The 17,412-nt window shown below is 71.4% G+C and carries 17 protein-coding genes; 7 read left to right on the forward strand and 10 right to left on the reverse strand.

What is annotated here, in order from left to right; translation table 11 throughout:
• Positions 1-131: 131 nt before the first annotated feature.
• Together UG56_RS19375 and UG56_RS19380 are read left to right on the forward strand one after the other, a co-directional pair.
• A complete protein-coding gene (locus UG56_RS19375; RefSeq protein WP_045548659.1) occupies positions 132-1,604 on the forward strand; it encodes an APC family permease in 1,473 nt (490 codons plus the stop codon).
• Positions 1,601-2,260 (forward strand): helix-turn-helix domain-containing protein, encoded by a 660-nt coding sequence (locus UG56_RS19380; RefSeq protein ID WP_045548660.1) that lies wholly within the window; start codon positions 1,601-1,603, stop codon positions 2,258-2,260. The genes UG56_RS19375 and UG56_RS19380 overlap by 4 nt, the downstream gene beginning before the upstream one ends.
• 8 nt (positions 2,261-2,268) lie before the next feature.
• Here the strand turns inward: UG56_RS19380 and UG56_RS19385 are convergent, their stop codons facing one another.
• Positions 2,269-3,174 carry a cation diffusion facilitator family transporter gene (locus UG56_RS19385; RefSeq protein WP_045548661.1) on the reverse strand — a complete coding sequence of 302 codons (906 nt, stop codon included), beginning with the start codon at positions 3,172-3,174 and terminating at the stop codon, positions 2,269-2,271.
• Between the two features lie 64 nt (positions 3,175-3,238).
• On the opposite strand from UG56_RS19385, the gene UG56_RS19390 reads away from it, so the two are divergent.
• From UG56_RS19390 to UG56_RS19400, 3 genes are all read left to right on the forward strand, one after another.
• Positions 3,239-4,030, forward strand: coding sequence for an isocitrate lyase/PEP mutase family protein (locus UG56_RS19390; RefSeq protein WP_045548662.1), 792 nt, complete (start codon positions 3,239-3,241; stop codon positions 4,028-4,030).
• Positions 4,031-4,038: 8 nt separating this feature from the next.
• Positions 4,039-4,800: an MOSC domain-containing protein gene (locus UG56_RS19395; protein WP_045548663.1), complete on the forward strand. Its 762-nt coding sequence runs from the start codon at positions 4,039-4,041 to the stop codon at positions 4,798-4,800.
• A gap of 72 nt (positions 4,801-4,872) precedes the next feature.
• Entirely contained in the window at positions 4,873-5,832 is a 960-nt protein-coding gene (locus tag UG56_RS19400) for a lipid kinase (protein ID WP_045548664.1), read from the forward strand.
• Positions 5,833-5,837: 5 nt separating this feature from the next.
• On the opposite strand, the gene UG56_RS19405 is transcribed toward UG56_RS19400, so the two are convergent.
• The 8 genes from UG56_RS19405 to UG56_RS19440 form a co-directional block, all read right to left on the reverse strand.
• A complete protein-coding gene (locus UG56_RS19405) occupies positions 5,838-6,731 on the reverse strand; it encodes an SMP-30/gluconolactonase/LRE family protein (RefSeq protein WP_143055114.1) in 894 nt (297 codons plus the stop codon).
• Between the two features lie 104 nt (positions 6,732-6,835).
• Complete coding sequence (locus UG56_RS19410; protein ID WP_045548665.1) at positions 6,836-8,035, reverse strand: ABC transporter permease; 1,200 nt, start codon at positions 8,033-8,035, stop codon at positions 6,836-6,838.
• Complete coding sequence (locus UG56_RS19415) at positions 8,032-8,913, reverse strand: ABC transporter ATP-binding protein (RefSeq protein ID WP_045548666.1); 882 nt, start codon at positions 8,911-8,913, stop codon at positions 8,032-8,034. The genes UG56_RS19410 and UG56_RS19415 overlap by 4 nt, the downstream gene beginning before the upstream one ends.
• 86 nt (positions 8,914-8,999) lie before the next feature.
• On the reverse strand, positions 9,000-9,665 hold the full coding sequence (locus tag UG56_RS19420) for a response regulator (protein ID WP_045548667.1): 666 nt from the start codon (positions 9,663-9,665) through the stop codon (positions 9,000-9,002).
• Positions 9,662-11,032: a sensor histidine kinase gene (locus tag UG56_RS29050; RefSeq protein WP_052693518.1), complete on the reverse strand. Its 1,371-nt coding sequence runs from the start codon at positions 11,030-11,032 to the stop codon at positions 9,662-9,664. Before UG56_RS29050 ends, UG56_RS19420 begins: the two co-directional genes overlap by 4 nt.
• 139 nt (positions 11,033-11,171) lie before the next feature.
• Positions 11,172-12,470, reverse strand: coding sequence for a DEAD/DEAH box helicase (locus UG56_RS19430; protein WP_084101324.1), 1,299 nt, complete (start codon positions 12,468-12,470; stop codon positions 11,172-11,174).
• Positions 12,471-12,710: 240 nt separating this feature from the next.
• Positions 12,711-13,865: a zinc-binding dehydrogenase gene (locus tag UG56_RS19435; RefSeq protein ID WP_256206758.1), complete on the reverse strand. Its 1,155-nt coding sequence runs from the start codon at positions 13,863-13,865 to the stop codon at positions 12,711-12,713.
• A 16-nt stretch (positions 13,866-13,881) separates the two neighbouring features.
• Entirely contained in the window at positions 13,882-14,880 is a 999-nt protein-coding gene (locus tag UG56_RS19440; protein ID WP_045548668.1) for a hypothetical protein, read from the reverse strand.
• 137 nt (positions 14,881-15,017) lie between these two features.
• Between UG56_RS19440 and UG56_RS19445 the strand changes: the two genes are divergently transcribed.
• Entirely contained in the window at positions 15,018-15,803 is a 786-nt protein-coding gene (locus tag UG56_RS19445; protein ID WP_045548669.1) for an arginase family protein, read from the forward strand.
• Between the two features lie 62 nt (positions 15,804-15,865).
• Here UG56_RS19445 and UG56_RS19450 read toward each other — a convergent pair whose 3' ends face one another.
• Positions 15,866-16,324 carry an HNH endonuclease signature motif containing protein gene (locus UG56_RS19450; protein WP_052693519.1) on the reverse strand — a complete coding sequence of 153 codons (459 nt, stop codon included), beginning with the start codon at positions 16,322-16,324 and terminating at the stop codon, positions 15,866-15,868.
• 545 nt (positions 16,325-16,869) lie between these two features.
• On the opposite strand from UG56_RS19450, the gene UG56_RS19455 reads away from it, so the two are divergent.
• Positions 16,870-17,388, forward strand: a complete 519-nt coding sequence (locus tag UG56_RS19455) for a DUF99 family protein (protein ID WP_045548670.1) — start codon at positions 16,870-16,872, stop codon at positions 17,386-17,388.
• Positions 17,389-17,412 lie beyond the last annotated feature (24 nt).

Here is a 17,412-nt window from a genome sequence, read left to right on the forward strand (position 1 = left end):
GAACGGGAACGCTGTTCTCATCTGGTGCGTCGCCCGGTGTGACGGCCGCGTAACCGGTCCGAAACCGTCGGGCCCCTAGCCTGGTCCGAACCTCGCGAACCGGACGCGAGGCGGACCGAAAGCAGACACCGATGAGCGCACTCGACCGGGCGATCGTCGACCCACCGCGGGTCGCCGGAGTGGGCGAGCGGTCGCCGATGGCAGGCCTGGAGCGGCGTACGGTCGGGTTCGTCGACGTGCTCGCGCAGTCGGTCGGAGCCACCGCCCCGGCGGCCGCCGCCGCGACCCTTCCGGCACTGATCGCGGTCCGCTCGGGGCACTCGCTGCTGGTCTGTCTCGTGCTGGCGTGGGTCCTGGTGGCCGGTGTCGGCGGGGCGGTCGGTCAGTTCACCCGCCGGATGGCGGCACCCGGCTCGCTCTACACGTTCGTGACCAAGGGGATCGGGCCGAGCGCCGGGTTCGTGACCGCTGCCGGACAGGCCGTCGGGTACGCCTTCGTGGCGATGTTCGGGCTGGTCGGAGCGGCCTTGTCAGTGCAGACGTTCCTTGCCTCGGTCGGCGCTGCGGCCTCCTCGGCGGCGGTGACCGGTCTCGGTGTGGTGGCCCTCGGCGCGGTCTGCTTCGTGGTGCTGCGGCGAGGCATCCGGATCTCGGCGCGGGTCACCCTCGTGGTCGAGGTGGTCTCGGTCGCCCTGCTGCTGGTGCTGCTGGTGACCGTGCTGTCCCGGGCCGGGGCCGAGGCGCTGGCAGCACCGTTCCGGGCCGGGCTGCCGGGGCCGGACGGGCTGGTCGCGGGCACCGCGGTCGCGATCACCGCCTTCGTCGGCTTCGAGACCGCGGCGTCCCTGGGCCGGGAGGCGGAACGCCCGTTCCTGACCGTGCCGCGCACGATGCGCTGGACCCTGATCGTGGTCGGGTTCGCCTACCTGCTCTCCGCCTACACGCAGGAGGCGGGCGGGGTCTCCTTCGGCCTGCAGCTCGCCGACAACGACGTCGCGCTCAGTGCGCTCTCCGACGGGGCCGGCGTGCCGCTGCTGGGCCGGCTGCTCGATCTCGGTCAGGCCACCTCGTTCCTGGCCTGCGCGATCGCGTCGCTGACCGCGTTGGCGCGCGTGGTCTTCAGCCTCGGCCGCGAGGGCGTGCTGCCCCGGGCGGTCGGGTTCACTGACCCGCTGCGCAGCACTCCGCTCGGCGCGCTGGCCGTCGTCGTACCCGTCACGGTGGCACTGCCGCTGGTGCTGCTCGCCGGCGGCCTCTCGCCCTGGCGGGCGATGAGCGTCCTGATCGCGGTCTCCGCGGTCGGCTACATCGTCGCGTACGTCCTGGTGGCGGTCGCCGCGCCCGCCTTCCTGCACAGGATCGGGGAGCTGACCCGTTCGGCGTTGTGGGGTTGCGGCGCCGTGGCAGTTGCTCTCACCGGGGTGCTGGGGGTCTATCTCGCCGTCGTAGGTGGCACCGACCCGCTGGCTCTGAGCCTGGTCGGTGTGGTCGTGCTGGGCGGCGGGTCCGGCTATCTGTACGTCCGGATGCGGCAGCCCGAGGGGTTCGCCCGGATGGGCCTGTTCGACGAGCCGATCTCGGACGATCTGCTGGGTGGCCGGTGAGCCCCGGCGGCGACGCCGGCGGCCGTCAGCCGCATGCCGTACGCAGCGCCCTCTCGGTTCTCGAGGAGGTTGCGCGGGCCGGGCCGGGCATCACCGCCAAGCAGATATCGGCGGCGCTCGGGCTGCCGCGGGCCACGACCTACAGGCTGGTCAACCTGCTGGTGCAGGACGAGTACCTGGTCCGGTTGCCCGACCTGTCCGGGTTCGCGCTGGGCCACCGGGTGACGCTGCTGGCATCCAACGCGGTCCCGGACCGCGAGCGCGAGACCGCGGAGATCCTGGCCGGGATGCGCGCCCGGATCCGGGCGGGCGTTCACCTGGCCTCGTTCCGGCACGGGCACCTGGAGCTGGTCGATGTCGATCCCGACTTCCCGTTGACCGCCGCCGCGCTGGCGGAGCCGCCGGAGATCGGCGCGGACCCGGGTGCTGCGGCGCTCGGCCTGCTGCGGGCGGCGGGTGCCGTGGAACGCTATGTCGTCTGCGCCGCTCAGCCGGGGTACGGATCTCTGGCCGCGGCGGTCCGCGACGACGCCGGCGTGCTGGTCGCCGGCGTCGCGCTGGCGGTCCCGGCGCCGCGGCTCGAAGACCCCGCGGGTCTCTTCGCCCTGATCCATGACGACGTCGAGCGGTTGCGGGCGGTGCTGACCCGGGGCTGACCCGCCGCTCAGTGCATCCCCGGCTCGTGGGCCAGGTGGGTCTCCGGCTCGAGCTGGAAGGTCGAGTGCTCGACGTCGAAGTGGCCGGCCAGGCAGGCCTGGACCCGGTCGAGCACCTTCGGCGCGCTGCCGTCGAGGAAGCACTCGGGACGCAGGGTCAGGTGGGCGGAGACCGTCGGCAGGCCGGAGGTGACCGTCCACGCGTGCAGGTCGTGCACCTCGACCACGTCCTCGACCTCGAGCAGGTGCTGGCGCAGGTCCTCGACGACGACCTCCGCCGGTGCGCCTTCGAGCAGGATCCGGCCGCTGTCGCGGAGCAGACAGACACCGGCGTACGTCATCAGGGCGACGACCACGAGCGAGGCCACCGGGTCGGCCCGGGTCCAGCCGGTGAGCAGGATGACGACGGCGGCGACGAGGGTGCCGATGAAGCCGTAGAGGTCGGAGAGGACGTGCTGGTAGGCGCCCTCGACGTTGAGCGAGGTGCGGTTGGCGCGCGCCATCAGCGCGGCCGCGAGGATGTTCACCGCACAGCCGACGACCGCGACCACGAACATCGGCCAGCCCTCCGCGTCGGGCGGGTGGATCAGGCGCCGGACCGCCTCCACGCCCACGACCGCGGCGAAGACCAGCAGGGTGATCCCGTTGAGCGCCGCGGAGAGGATCTCGGCGCGCTTCCAGCCGTAGGTCCACTGGCCCTGGGCCGGCCGTGCGGCCAGCCGCATCGCCCACAGCGCCGCGGCGATCGCGCCGACGTCGGTGAGCATGTGGCCCGCGTCGGCCAGCAGCGCGAGCGAGTCGGCGAGGATCGCGACCGTCACCTCGCCGAGCAGGAACACGCTCAGCAGCGACATCGCGGCGATCAGGTAGCGCCGGTCCGCCGCGGGAGAGATGTGGTCATGATCGTGGCCCATGTCGATTGATCCTAGGCGGGAAATCCGGTTCTCGGTTGCGCCGTCCCGTGGCAGGGTGGCCGGCATGTCGCTCGCTGAGAACTTCCTGTCGCTGCACCTTCCCGGACGCCCGCTGCTGATGCCCAACGCCTGGGACGCCGGCTCGGCGAAGCTCCTGGCCTCGCTGGGCTTCTCGGCGCTGGCCACCACCAGCAGCGGGTACGCCGCGACCCTGGGCCGCCTCGACGGCCATGTCACCCGCGACGAGGTGATCGCCCACGCGACCGCGCTGGTCGAGGCGGTCGAGGTGCCCGTCTCGGCCGACCTGGAGGCCGGCTTCGGGGGTTCGATCGACGAGGTGGCGGAGACGTTCCGGCTCGCCGTCGCCGCCGGGCTGGCGGGCGGGTCGATCGAGGACTACACCGGCGTCGAGAAGGACACCCTCTACTCCGTCGAGGAGGCCGCCGAGCGGGTCGCCGCCGCGGCCGCGGCCGCCGGCGACGGCTTCGTCCTCACCGCCCGTGCCGAGAACCACATCCGCGGCCGCGACGACCTCGACGACACCATCGCCCGCCTGCAGGCCTACCAGGAGGCCGGCGCCGACGTGCTCTTCGCGCCCGGCGTCATCGCCGTCGAGGACGTACGCCGCCTGGTCGACGCGGTCGACCGCCCGGTCAACGTCCTGCTGCTCCCGGGCGGACCCTCGGTCCCCGAGCTGGCCGAGGCGGGGGCGGCACGGATCTCGGTCGGTGGCGCCTTCGCCTTCGCCGCCCTCGGCGCGGCCAAGCGCGCCGCGGAGGAGCTGCTCGGCGCCGGCACGACCGGCTACACCGAGCTGGCGGCCGAGGGTGCGAAGGCTTTTCGCAACGCTGGTTGACTGGGGCCGTGACCGATGAGCTGACGGTGGTGCGCGCGGGGTTCGCGCCGATCAAGGGGACCAGGCACCTGGCCCACGACCGGGTGATGCTCGACGCCCAGGGGCCGGTGGGTGACCGTGGGTTCGCCCTGGTGTCGGTCGACCCCGAGGATCCGGCTCGCGGCCGGGTGCTGCGCACCGTCCAGAACCCGCTGCTGGTCGCGGTGCGGGCGGAGGTGACCGGCGACCGGCTCGAGGTCGAGCTGCCCGGCGGGGAGACCGTCTCAGCGGAGCCGGCGGCGACGGGGGAGCGCATCACCTGCGACTACTGGGGCCGCGACGTCGAGCTGGAGCTGGTCGACGGCCCGCACGCCGAGCTGTTCTCGAGCTGGCTCGACCGGCCCGTGCGGCTGGCCCGTGCCCGCCGGGGCGACGTCGTCTTCGCCGGTCCGGTGTCGCTGGTGACCACGGCGTCGCTGCACGACCTCGCCCGGCACGTGGACCGCGACGCCGTGGACCCGGCGCGGTTCCGGCCGACCCTGGTGGTCGAGACCGACGAGCCCTATGCCGAGGACACCTGGCTCGGCCGGGAGATCCGGGTCGGGGAGGCGACGCTCCGGATCGGCGTACCGATCCCGAGGTGTGCCGTGATCGACATCCGTCCGGAGACGGGGGAGCGCGACGTACGGCTGCTGAAGACGCTCGCCACGCACCGGCCGTTGAACCGGGCCGGCGAGCCGGCGTTCGGCGTCTTCGCGGAGGTGGTCGTGCCTGGGGCCGTGGGCGGATAGCCGGCACACAGGCGAGGCACAGGAAGGCGAGGGCGCGGACTCAGGTGCGCTGCGTACGCTCCTGATGTGGATATGCAATCGCTGTTGTCGCGCGACTCCGTGAAGGTCGCCCTCGTCGTCAACGCCGGCTCGCGCCGGGGACAGGACGCGTTGGCGTCCTCCGAGGAGATGCTCAGGTCCGCGGGGATCGACGACGTCCGCTCCCACGCAGTCCATTCGGGGGAGGAGCTGGAGGCCACGCTCGACGAGGTCGCCGAGGAGATGCCCGACCTGCTCGTCGTCGGCGGCGGCGACGGCTCGGTCGGGGCCGCGGCGGCCCGGATCGCCGGCACCGACGTCGTGCTCGCGGTGCTGCCGCTCGGCACGGCCAACGACTTCGCCCGCACGCTCGAGCTCGACCAGGACCCGCAGACCGCGGTGCAGCAGATGCTCGAGGGGAAGGTCATCAACGTCGACGTCGGCCGGGCCAACGGACACGCCTACCTCAACGTCGCCTCCTTCGGCCTCTCCGTCGCGGTGACCAAGGCCCTGGACCCACGTCTGAAGAAGCTGATCGGGCCGGCGGCCTACCCGGTGGCGACGCTGCAGGCCTACCGCCACCACAAGCCGTTCACCGCGCGGCTGGAGTTCCCCGAGGGCGACCACGAGACGATGGAGCTCGACGACCTGCTCCAAGTTGCCGTCGGCAACGGCCGCCACTACGGTGGCGGCAACACGGTCTCGCCCACCGCCTCGGTCGACGACGACCTGCTCGACGTCTATGCCATCGTCCGCGGCCGCATGCGCGACCACGTCTCGATCGCGCGGCTGCTCCGCAGCGGCCACTTCATCGAGCACGAGCAGGTGCACCACGTGACCACCTCGGCGGTGCGGATCACCACCGACGAGGCGATGCCGGTCAACCTCGACGGCGAGATCCTCACCGAGACCCCGACCGACTTCACCCTCGAGAGCAACGCGCTCCACGTGGCCGTCCCGATCCGCAGCCGCGCCGGCCGCCTCGACGGGCCGCCGCCGGACGTCCAGAGCTGAACGGCTCAGGGACGTCCCGCCCGGGGCACGTCGACCCGGATCGCCAGCAGCCGCGCCTCGGCGCTGGCCTTGCGGGGCTCCTCGAAGAAGTCGGGCGCGGCACAGGCGTACAGCGTCTTCCCGTCGCTGCCGCCCAGCATGCAGGCGAAGACGCCACCGCCGGGCTCGATCTGCTCGAGGATCTCGCCGCCCTCGGCGACCCTGACCAGGCGGCCGAAGACGGCGTCGGCGGTCCACACCGCGCCCTCGGCGTCCAGGCAGCAGCCGTCGGGAGCCAGGACCGCGTCGCCCATCGCCTCGGCGAACGCGGTGTGGGTGGTGAGCTCGCCGAACTTCGCCCAGGTGCGTCGGTTGGTCAGCGACCCGTCCTCGGCGATATCGAACGCGCTGATCCGATTGCCGCAGGTCTCGTCGACGATCAGCGTGCCGTCGTCGGTGATCACGCTGCCGTTGGGGAACCACAGGTCGTCGGCGACCTCGGTCACCGTCCCGTCCGGGTCGACCCGCAGCAGCACCGTCGATGCCACGTCGGCGCCCGCCATGATGTCGAAACCGAAGTTCCCGACGTACGCCCGGCCCTGCTCGTCCACCACCATGTCGTTGAGGTGGTGGCTGACGTGGCCGCTGAGGTCGGCGTGGGTCACCAGCGAGCCGTCGGACTCGCGGCGCAGGATCCGGCGGTCGTTCATCGACACGACCAGCAGATGGCCGTCGGGGAGCCAGCCCAGCCCCGAGGGCTGCCCCGGCACCTCCGCCTCGACCTTGAGGTCCGACCCGTCCTCCCGGGCCGAGTAGACCTTGTAGGAGTAGAAGTCCACGAACCAGATCCGGTCCTCATGCCATCGCGGGCACTCCAGGAAGTGCAGGTCCTTCACGACGGTGCTGATCTCTCGGGCCACGGTAGATCCTCTCTGATCGACTGACCCCATCATGCCGAGAAGTCACCCCCGTCGCGCGAGAAGTCACGTACGCGAATCGAGATGGCACCGGGGTGACGCCTCGGCTACTCCTCCAGTCGCCAGGCGGCCTTGAGGGAGAGCTGGCCACCGGTCTGGAGCAGGGCGCGGCTGTAGAGGCGCTCGGCGAGGCGTACCAGCGCGATGCCGAAGGCGAGGAGCAGGAGGACGGCGATGATCGGCTCCCACCATGCCGCGCTGCCGTCGACCAGGCGCATCGGCATGAGGACGGCGGACAGCGGTGGGACGTACGAGCCGACGACCTCGCCGACACCGTCGAGGTAGAGGGCGCCGAAGAACATCACCATGAGGAGCATCGTGATCGGGGTGGAGGAGGACTGCAGGTCCTCGGTGCGGGAGGCGAGCGCGCCCGCGACCGCCCACAGGGTGGAGAGCACGACGAAGCCGATCAGGAAGAAGACGACGAACCAGCCGATCGCGCTGGAGAGCGCCGGGAGGGCGAAGCTGAAGTCGGTCAGGCTCAGCCCGACCAGCCCGACGGCCACGTAGATGAGCATCTGTCCTACGGCGATGACGGCGTTGCCGATGATCTTGCCGGCGAGCAGCTGCCGCAGCGGCACCGCGGCGGCGATCATCTCCACGATCCGCGACTGCTTCTCCTCCACGACGCTGTTGGCCAGGGTCATGCCGAACATGATCGAGGCGAAGTAGAAGACGATCGCGAGCGCGTAGCCGACGACGTAGCGGATCGCGGTCAGCTCGCTGTCGCCCTCGAGCTGGTCGATCGCGACCTCCGACCCCTTGGTCAGCTCGGCCGCGGTGGTGCCGGCGGCGTCGGCGTTGCCGGCTAGGACGATCGCCTCGACCGCCTGGCTGACCACGTCGCGCAGCTCGGAGTCGGGATCCTCGAGCGTGACCAGCGTCCAGCCCTTGGCGCTCGAGTGCAGGTACGCATCGGCCTGCTCCTCCTCGAGCGCGCGCCGGGCGGCGTCGGCGTCGTCGACGGCGACCGGTTCGATGCTCACTTTCTCGTCGATGTCGGTGGCGCGTTCGGCGATGCCCTCGGCCATCGCCCGGGCGATCGCCGAGGAGTAGGCGAGGTCGTAGGTCTTCTCCCGGCTCTCGCTCCACGCGGTGAAGCCGAGCACGCCGACGATGACGGCGAGCATCACCGCGGTGCCGATCAGGGTCGACCTGTCGGTGGCGCGGACGGCGATCTCGCGGCGGGCGACGATCTGCCACACCGGCTGGCCCTTGGGCTGGGTCCTGGCTTTCGGAGTCGTCATGCGGTGACCTCCCGGTAGATCTCGGACAGGCGGGGCACGACGCGGTGGAAGTCGAGCACGCCTCCGCGGGTGACGGCCTCGCTGAGCAGCTTCTGCTCGGCGCCTTCGGAGACGACCTCGATCTCGGCCTCGGGCCCGGAGACGTCGCGTACGTGGAGGCCGGGCAGGTCGCGTACCCAGCCGGCGTCGCCGTCGAGGACGAGCCGGTAGCGCAGCGCGGCCTCCGCGCGCAGCTCCTCACCCGTGCCCTGGATGACGACCCGGCCACGGGCCATCACCACGAGCCGGTCGCACAGCCGGTCGACGAGGTCGAGCTGGTGGGAGGAGAAGACGACGGGTACACCGTCGCGGGCATGCTCGCGCAGGAGGTCCGCCATCGCCTCGATGGCGTCGGGATCGAGCCCGGAGAACGGCTCGTCGAGGATCAGCGCCATCGGCGCCGGGACGAGTGCGGCGATGATCTGCACGCGCTGCTGGTTGCCGAGGGAGAGCTTCTCGAGCGGGTCCTTGGTGCGACCGCCGAGCCCGAACCGCTCCAGCAGCGTGCCGATCTCGCGGCGCGCGTCGGCGGTGGTCATGCCCCGCAGCCGGGCGAGGTAGACCAGCTGGTCCAGGATCGGCTGCTTCGGGTAGAGGCCGCGCTCCTCGGGCATGTAGCCGAACCGGCGCCGGTCCTCCCGGGTGACCTCGTGCCCCTGCCAGGAGACCGTCCCGGCATGTGCGGCCAGCACACCCATGATCATCCGCATGGTGGTGGTCTTGCCGGCGCCGTTGCCGCCGACGAACCCGGTGAGCCCACCGGACGGGACCGGGAAGGACACGTCGTCGACGGCGACCATGTCGCCGAAGCGACGGGTCAACCCGCTGACCTTGAGCATCGAAACTCCTCTGTCTCGGTTACGAACGGGACCCACGCTATTTCAGCGGCGGGCCCGGCGGATCCGTCGCGAGGATGAGCCCCTGCTCACCCGTTGGGAGGGCCTGCCGGGAGCAGCCCGTGGCGGTGGATGAAGACCACCGTCTGCACCCGGTCGCGCAGCTGCAGCTTGGCCAGGCAGGCCGAGACATGGGTCTTCACGGTCGCCTCGGTGAGGAACAGCCGGCGCGCGATCTCGTTGTTGCTGAGCCCCTCACCGATCAGCAGGAGCACCTCGCGCTCGCGGGCGGTGAGCAGGTCGAGCTCCTTGGGTGGCTTCGGAGCCGGAGCCGCCGGGGCGTTGGTGACCCTGCCGATCACGCGCATGGTGACCTCCGGGGCGAGCAGCGCGTGACCGTCCGCGGCGGCCCGCACGGCCTCGGCCAGCGAGTCGGGGTCAGCGTTCTTGAGGAGGAAGCCGCTGGCGCCGGCGGCGAGCGCGTCGAAGAGGTAGTCGTCGCGGTCGAAGGTGGTCAGGATGATGACCTTGGCGTGCCCCTCGGCGACGACCGTACGCGTCGCCTCGATGCCGTCGGTGCCGGGCATCTGCACATCCATCAGCACCACGTCGGGCCGCAGCTCGCGCGCCTTCGCGATCGCGTCGGCGCCGTCGGAGGCCTCTCCGACGACGGTGATGTCGTCCTCCATCGAGAGGATGAGACGGAACCCCGAACGCAGCAGCTGCTGGTCGTCGGCGAGCAGCACCCGGATCATCGCGCCGCTCCCGCCGACGGGACGGCGGAGTCGAGCGGGAACCGCACCCGCACCCGGAACCCCTGCACGGCCCGGGGCCCGATGTCGACCTCCGCCTTCCGGACGGCCGCCCGCTCCCGGACACCGAGCAGGCCGAGACCGCTGCCCGAGGTGCCGTGCCGGGGCCGGCCGTTGTCGGTGATCTCCACCTCGGCATAGGGCGCCGCCGCGGTCCGGTCGACGCGCAGGACGACCTGGGCGCGGTCGGCGGTGGAGTGGCGGCGGACGTTGGCCAGCGCCTCCTGGACGATCCGGTAGACGGAGTGGGCCAGGGGGAGCGGCAGGTCTGATACCGGACCGACGGCCTCGTAGTCGACCCGCAGCCCGCTCTCGCGGACCTCGTCCAGCAGCGCGGGCAGATCCGCCAGGCGCGGCTCGGGGCTGCGTACGCCATCGGGTTCCGAGTCCGCGTCACCCGCCGGGTCGCGCAGGGTGCCGAGCAGGGAACGCATCTGGGTGACCCCTTCGCGGGCGGAGGCCTCGACGTTGCCGAGCGCCTCGGTGGCGCCCTCGATGTCGCCGGGGCGACCGCGCTCGAGCAGCTTGCGCCCGGCGGCCGCCTGGACCCCGACGACCGCGACGTGGTGGGCGACGACGTCGTGCAGCTCGCGGGCGATCCGCAGGCGTTCCTCGATCACGGCGCGGCGCTGGAGCTGCCCGGACTGGGCCGCGATGGTCGCCGCCTGCGCGGCGAGCTCGGCCTTCTGCCGCGCGCCCCGCCAGGCGACCTGGCCGCCGACGATCGCGCCGATGAAGTAGAGGAGGTTCATCAAGGTGGTGAGCAGCACGTAGGCGGTCACCGGCCCGACCAGCGCCGAGCCCTCCGCGTCCGCGGTCGACTCGCGGATCTCGTCGATGCCGCTGCCGACCGCGTACTGCCAGGACAGCCAGGCGAACATGAACAGCGTGATCAGCCCCATCACGACCACCATGTCCCGCCTGCTCCGCGCCCAGGCGGCGCCGGCGAAGAACGCGACGAAGTAGATGATCTGCATGGGCAGCAGCCCCATCACCATCGGCAGCCACACGCCGGTGACGAACATGTGGAGCCCGGCCAGGAGGGCGATCGTGAGCGGGAACCGGCGCCGGAAGACGAGCAGGGCGGCACCGGTGATCACCGCGATCCACTCGACCCAGGTCGGTGCGTCGCTGCTGTCGAGCGTGCCGACGCCACGGATCAGCTCCAGGGTGATCAGGCTCGCGACCAGCACGACCGCACCGACCAGCCAGTCGCCGAGGCCGATCGACCCCTTCCGCTCCCAGTCGTCGTCGGTCGCGAAGAAGGTCGCCAGCCGGCCCGGGGAGCCGGCGTCGTCGTGCACAGTCACCCGGCCAACCCTAGGTCCGCCGGAGGGCGGAGTCCTCAGTCTCGAGTCGGAGCCTGGCGGGCGGCTGGCGGGGTAGTCCGGGAGCGAACTGCCCATTTACTGGCGAGTAATAGGCAGCTCGCTCCCGGACTACCCCGGTTCAGCGCGAGCCGGTGGCCCGCTGACGCTTGCGGGCGCGCGAGCCGGGACGGCTCTTCCGGTTGCCGGTGCCCTCGCCGGCGGGGCGGCGCGGGGGCTGGGTCACGACCGGGACGTACGGGCCCGGGCGGCTGCGCTCACCGGGAGCCAGCTCGACGAGGATCGGGTGGCTCGGGCCGTCGACGCGCGTGGTGGTGGGCTTGATCCCGGCGGCACGGGCGAGGCTGCGTACGTCCTTGACCTGGTCGGGCAGCATCAGCGTCACCACGGTGCCGGAGGCGCCGGCGCGGGCGGTGCGCCCGGAGCGGTGCAGGTAGGCCTTGTGCTCGGCGGGCGGGTCGGCGTGGACCACGAGGGCGACGTCGTCGACGTGGATCCCGCGGGCCGCGATGTCGGTGGCCACCAGGGTGGTCGCCCGGCCGGAGTGGAAGGCCTCCAGGTTGCGCACCCGGGCGTTCTGGGAGAGGTCGCCGTGGAGCTCGACGGCCGGGATGCCGGCGCGGCCGAGCTGGCGGGCGACGCCCTTGGCGCCGTGCTTGGTGCGGGTGAAGACGACCGTGCGGCCCGGAGCCGCCGCCAGGTCCGCGAGCACAGGGATGCGCTGCTCGCGGGCGGAGAGGTGAAGGACGTGGTGCTCCATCTCGGCGACCGGCGACTGCGCCGAGTCGGCCTCGTGCACGACCGGGGCGGAGAGGAACTGCTTGACCAGCACGTTGATGCCCTTGTCGAGCGTCGCGCTGAACAGCAGGCGCTGGCCGTCCTTCGGGGTCGCGGACATGAGTCGCTTCACCGCCGGCAGGAAGCCGAGGTCGGCCATGTGGTCGGCCTCGTCGAGCACGGTGATCTCGATCGCGGACAGGTCGGCGTGACGCTGCGCGATCAGGTCCTCGAGCCGGCCGGGGCAGGCCAGGACGACGTCGGCGCCCTTGCGCAGGCCGATGACCTGCGGGTTCTGCCCCACGCCGCCGAAGACGGTCTGCACGCTCAGTCCGGCCTCCGTGGCCAGCGGCCGCAGCGACTCCTCGATCTGGCGGACCAGCTCACGGGTCGGCGCGAGCACCAGCGCCCGCGGCTTGCCGGCCTTGGCCTTCGGGCCACCCGCGAGGCGGGCGACGAGCGGAAGCAGGAAGGCGTACGTCTTGCCCGACCCGGTCCGCCCGCGGCCGAGCACGTCGCGGCCGGCGAGGGAGTCCGGCAGGGTCGCGGCCTGGATCGGGGTCGGAGAGGTGATGCCGTGGTGATCGAGGACGGCGGTGAGGTCTGCGGGCACGCCGAGCGCGCTGAAGCTCTGCTGAGACAAGGAGTCAACTTTTCAAGCGAGGTGTCTCGCCATAGGTGAAAGTTGCTACCGAGAGCGGCCGGGGGCAAGACCGGAACGGGCCGCTGTTGAATCAGATACTAGCGGTAGGTGACCCATCCACCAGAATCCTCGGCCCGCTCGCGGGGTCTAGATGATCACGCGCCGAGTCGGCGCAACCGCACGCCTCGCTCGCTTCGCTCCAAGGCATGCAGTTGCGCCGACTCGGCTTCACCACGACGCTCACGCCCACGGATCGACCAGGATCTTCGCGTGGGTCTCCGGATCGGCGAGGTCCGAGAATGCCTGGGCGACGCCGTCCAGCCCGACGGTGCCCGTGTGCAGCGGCGAGGGGTCCACCTTCCCGCCGGCGATGAGCTCGAGCGTGCGCGCGAACTCCGCCGGGTCGTAGCCGAAGACGAACCGCAGGTCGATCTCCTTGTGGATCGCGATCGCCGGCCGGATCGTGTCAGGCTCCATGCACACCCCGACCACCACGACGCGCGTGTGCAGCGGTGCGGCGGTCATGATCTGCTCCAGCATCCCGGGCACGCCGACGCACTCGAAGACGACCGGGCCGGTCGGGGACTGCCCGAGGCGGTCGGCGTTGAGCAGCACGGTCTCCCACGGCAGCAGCGGGATGCGGCGGACGACCTGCATCGCGTCGATCCCGAAGCCCAGGTAGTCGGTCAGCGAGCTCACCGGACCACGCTGCTTGTAGGCGTCCCACGGCGGGGACTCGCGCGGGTCGACGACCACGTCGGCACCGCACTCCACCGCCAGCGCGCGACGCGCGGGGGAGAGGTCGGAGGCGACCACCTTCTTCACCCCCTGCGCCTTGAGCATGAGGATGACGGCCAGTCCGATCGGGCCGCAGCCGATGACCACGGCCGGGCGTCGCGCCGAGACCGCGCCGCGGCGTACGGCGTGGAAGGCGACGGCCAGGGGCTCGGTGAAGACCGCCTGGTCCGGCTTCACGCCGTCGGGGACGGGGAAGGTGAACGCCTCCTGGACGACGCAGTACTCCGCGAAGCCGCCGGGGGAGTCGACGTCGAAGCCGACCATGTGGATGGCCCCGTCCGTACGCAGCACCGGCAGCGCCGCCACCGAGGTGCCCGGCTCCCATCGACCCCGGGTCTCCGGGCCGTAGGCGACGACCTCGCCGAGGAGCTCGTGGCCCAGCACGATCTCCTGCTCGGGCGTCATCGCGGTGGTGTAGCCGAGCTCGGTGACCACCTCGTTGAGCTCGCTGCTGTGCTCGCGGACGTGCAGGTCGGAGCCGCAGATCCCGGCGCGCAGCACCTTGATCAGCAGCTGACCCGGCCCGGGCTCGGGACGCGGGACCGACCGCACCGAGAGCTCGCCGTTGTGGACCACGGTTGCGCGCATCTGGTTCATCGGCGCTGACGCTACCTCACTCCAGGGGCAGCGATCCGGCAGAGGTGATCCGGTGCAGGTGAGCGGTGAACGAGTGCACGTGGTCGACGCGCGGCAGTCGCAGCGCGGCGCCGGTGACCAGGTGCAAGGTGACGTCGATGCGCGGGTTGGCCTTCCGCTCGTCGACGACACCGGTGCCGATGCCGGTCACGTCCTCCCAGAGGATGACGTCGGTGTGCCGGGCGTGCTCCAGGACCAGGCCGCCCTCGTAGAGCCCGAGGTCCACCGCGACCGGGCGCTGCAGCCCGAGCCAGGTCAGCCGGAACCCGAGGATGAGCCCGCCGAGCGCGACCAGTACCCCGGCCAGCACGAGCACCGTCGGCAGGTGCGGCCGAGCGGCGACCCAGGCGCCGAGCGCAATGATCGCCGGGCCGAGGACCAGCCCGACGGGCACCAGCCACGCCCGTCCGTGCGCGGGATGGGTGCTCAGCCGGATACCGAGGTCCTCGGTGAGCGTCTCCTCGCCCGGCGTACGCAGCCACGCCCGCCGCGTCGGCAGCACCACCAGCCCGAGGACCACGAGCGCGAGCCCACCCCAGAGCACCGGGTCGCGGCCCATCCCGACGAGGCGGGCCGGCCACGGGTTGATCGCGTGCTCCCCGTACGCATCGGTGTCGACCACCCACATCCGGAAGGTCGCCTTCGAGGGGTCGGGGTCGCGGCCGATGTCGCGCAGGGTGCCGTGGATGCTTCCGGTGACCTGCTCGCCGTCGACGCGCCACCGGCCCCGGCAGGAGATGATCTCGCCGGTGCCGCCGTCGAACTCGCACCGCTCCACCACGCTCACCTTCGCCCACTGACCGCTGTTCCACCGGTCGGTGGCCTGCTGCGCCACGACGGTGGCCGGGAACAGCATCGCCAACGCGCCCAGGCCCAGGGTGATCAGGACGGTCGCGATCGACGTACGTCGACGTAAGCGGACGATCCGGCGAGACGGTTCGATGAGACGGGACTTGGGGCCGGTGGTGGGAAGCACGGGGCCTTTCACATCAAGGACTGGAAGGAGGTCGAGGCGTCGGAGATCCTAGTCGCATGCCCCTGCGGGTTTCCGCAGGGCGAGCCTGATCCAGTGATACCTGCACGGCCAAGGCCCGACCCAGTACGTTGGGCGGCATGCGGCTGCTGGCTCCGTACCACCAGGACGACCTTCTCCCGACTCTCGCCGAGGAACTGCCACCGGACTGGGCCGACGCGATCATCACCGCGGATCTCCCCGCGGGCGGGGACGGGTGGGAGCGGTTGGCGCCGATCTACGCGGCGGTCGCGGACGCCGTGGCGGACGCTCAGGTGAGCCCGACGGTGGTGTCCGGGTGCTGCTGCGTCAGTCTCGGCACGCTGGCCGGACTTCAGCGGGCGGGGATCGACCCGGCGGTCGTGTGGATCGACGCGCACGGGGACGTACAGACGATGGAGACCTCGGCGTCCGGTTATCTCGGCGGGATGCCGCTGCGGGTGATGGCGGGCTACCGGCCGGACCTGGTCGCCGACGAGATCGGCCTCCGGCCGGTCCAGGAGGACCGACTCGTCCTCGTCGACGCGCGTGACCTCGACGAGCCCGAGGCCGCCTACCTGGAGACAGCGCGGATCCGTCGTACCAGCCTCGCGGGGCTCGACGAGAGTGCCCTTCCCGACGGCCCGCTGCTGCTCCACATCGACCTCGACGTGATCGACCCGACCGATCTGCCCGGCCTTCGGTTCCCCGCCGACGCAGGACCGTCGGCAGCGCAGGCCGTGGAGGCCGTACGCAGGGTGCAGGCCACCGGACGGGTGGCGGCCTTCGACGTCGCGGCGACCTGGGATCCGGCCGCGCCCGACCCCGGCGGGGCACGAAGAAGCATTGCGGCGGAGCTGCTCGACCACGACGCGAGCTGGGCGGGAGCGACCCTCGATTGGCGGTAGTCGCCGTTGCGCCGTCCTGCCGTGAGCCTGAGGTTGCCGGAAGCCGGCGAAGGCGCGGAGCATCACGCAGCTCGAGTCCCGTCCTCGGTCTCATTCAGGCTCCTTGCCCCGAGCTGCTCGAGGGTCCCATCCGGGTACCGCACAAAGGACCTGCCCAGGGGCGAGCGCCACACATACGTCCCCGGGGAAGTCTGCTCATAACGCCAGCCACCATGCGTCTTCAACCGATGATGGCTGCGGCACAGCTTCGCGAGATTGCGGGTCGACGTCTTCCCGCCGGAGTCGTATGCGGTGATGTGATCGGTGTCGGCGTGCCACGCCGAACGCGTGCACCCCGGGAACACGCAAGTCCCGCCGGCGAGCAGGACCGCCTGCTCGTGCTGTAGTGCGGAGGGCTCGTACCCGGCGCGGGTGATCTCGCTGTTCAAGTCGATCACCTTCACGGGACGCACCACGGTTCCTGGCGTCTGCGCCCACTCGTCGACGCGCTCGACCGGCACGAGCGCACCGAAGTTGTCCACCGAGACCAAGCCAGTGCCACGTAGGTCCCCCTGATCGACATGGCAGTAGATGTGCAGGATCCGAGCCGCCCTAGAGCCTTCACCGTCGGGAGGCGGTGGGCTACCTCGACCACGTCGGCCGCCAGGCGGCGCGCGGCTCCCAAGCTCGTTCCGAGCCGAGGCTCATCACGGCGAACTCCGAGACCGGAGGAGCGCCCTCACCCGCGATGGGAATGGACCGGTCTCCAAGCAGACACGGATCCTCGTCCATCGCCACGTCGTCCGGACCACGCGGTGGCCGATCCGCGAGATATTCAGCGACCAGGATCAGGCGATCATTGGCTGCTCGAACCTCATCGACGCGGGTCTGGGAAAGTGCATCGAGCAGGTCTCGCGAGGTGCTTTCATCGGATCCCGGGAACATGTCTAATTGTACCTCTGACCTGCAGAAACGGACAGATTCTAGCCAGCCTTTCGGGGAACGTCCTGGTGACATTCAGGGTGTCTGGCCGGCGGGTAGGAGCGGTCGTCGGACGTAGCCGAGGGGTGGCACTATCTTTGGTCGCATGGGGACCCGATTCGGCGCTACCGACGTCGACTACCCAGCCGTCGGTGGAGCACACGTTGCTCTTCTGGTGAGCGCGAGCGCAGACTTCGCGACGATCGATGAGCGGCACACCAGCCGTCTCGACGATGTGGCTGACTACGTACCGGGCCGTTTCTACGAACGCGAGCTCCCGGCGATCGAGGCCGTGCTCGCGCATGCCGACCCGCTCGACGTACTCGTCATCGACGGGTACGTCGACCTCGACCCGACCGGTCGCGCCGGTCTTGGCCAGCGTGTCTGGGAGGCAGGTCTCGCACCGGTCGTGATCGGCGTCGCCAAGTCCCGGTTCCGCGCCGCCACGCATGCGATTCCGGTCATCCGGGGCATCTCGACCAGGCCCCTTTACATCACCGCGGCAGGTATGCCCCAGGATGAGGCCGCGGACCTCGTACGCGCCATGGCCGGCGACGCGCGGATCCCTGATGCGCTGAGGCTTGTCGACCGGTTGGCGCGCGGCGTGCCTGCCGATTGGATCTAGGTGTCAGTGCGGCGGATACGATCA

The sequence above is a fragment of the Nocardioides luteus genome, from assembly GCF_000960475.2.
GTDB classification, from domain to species: domain Bacteria; phylum Actinomycetota; class Actinomycetes; order Propionibacteriales; family Nocardioidaceae; genus Nocardioides; species Nocardioides luteus_A.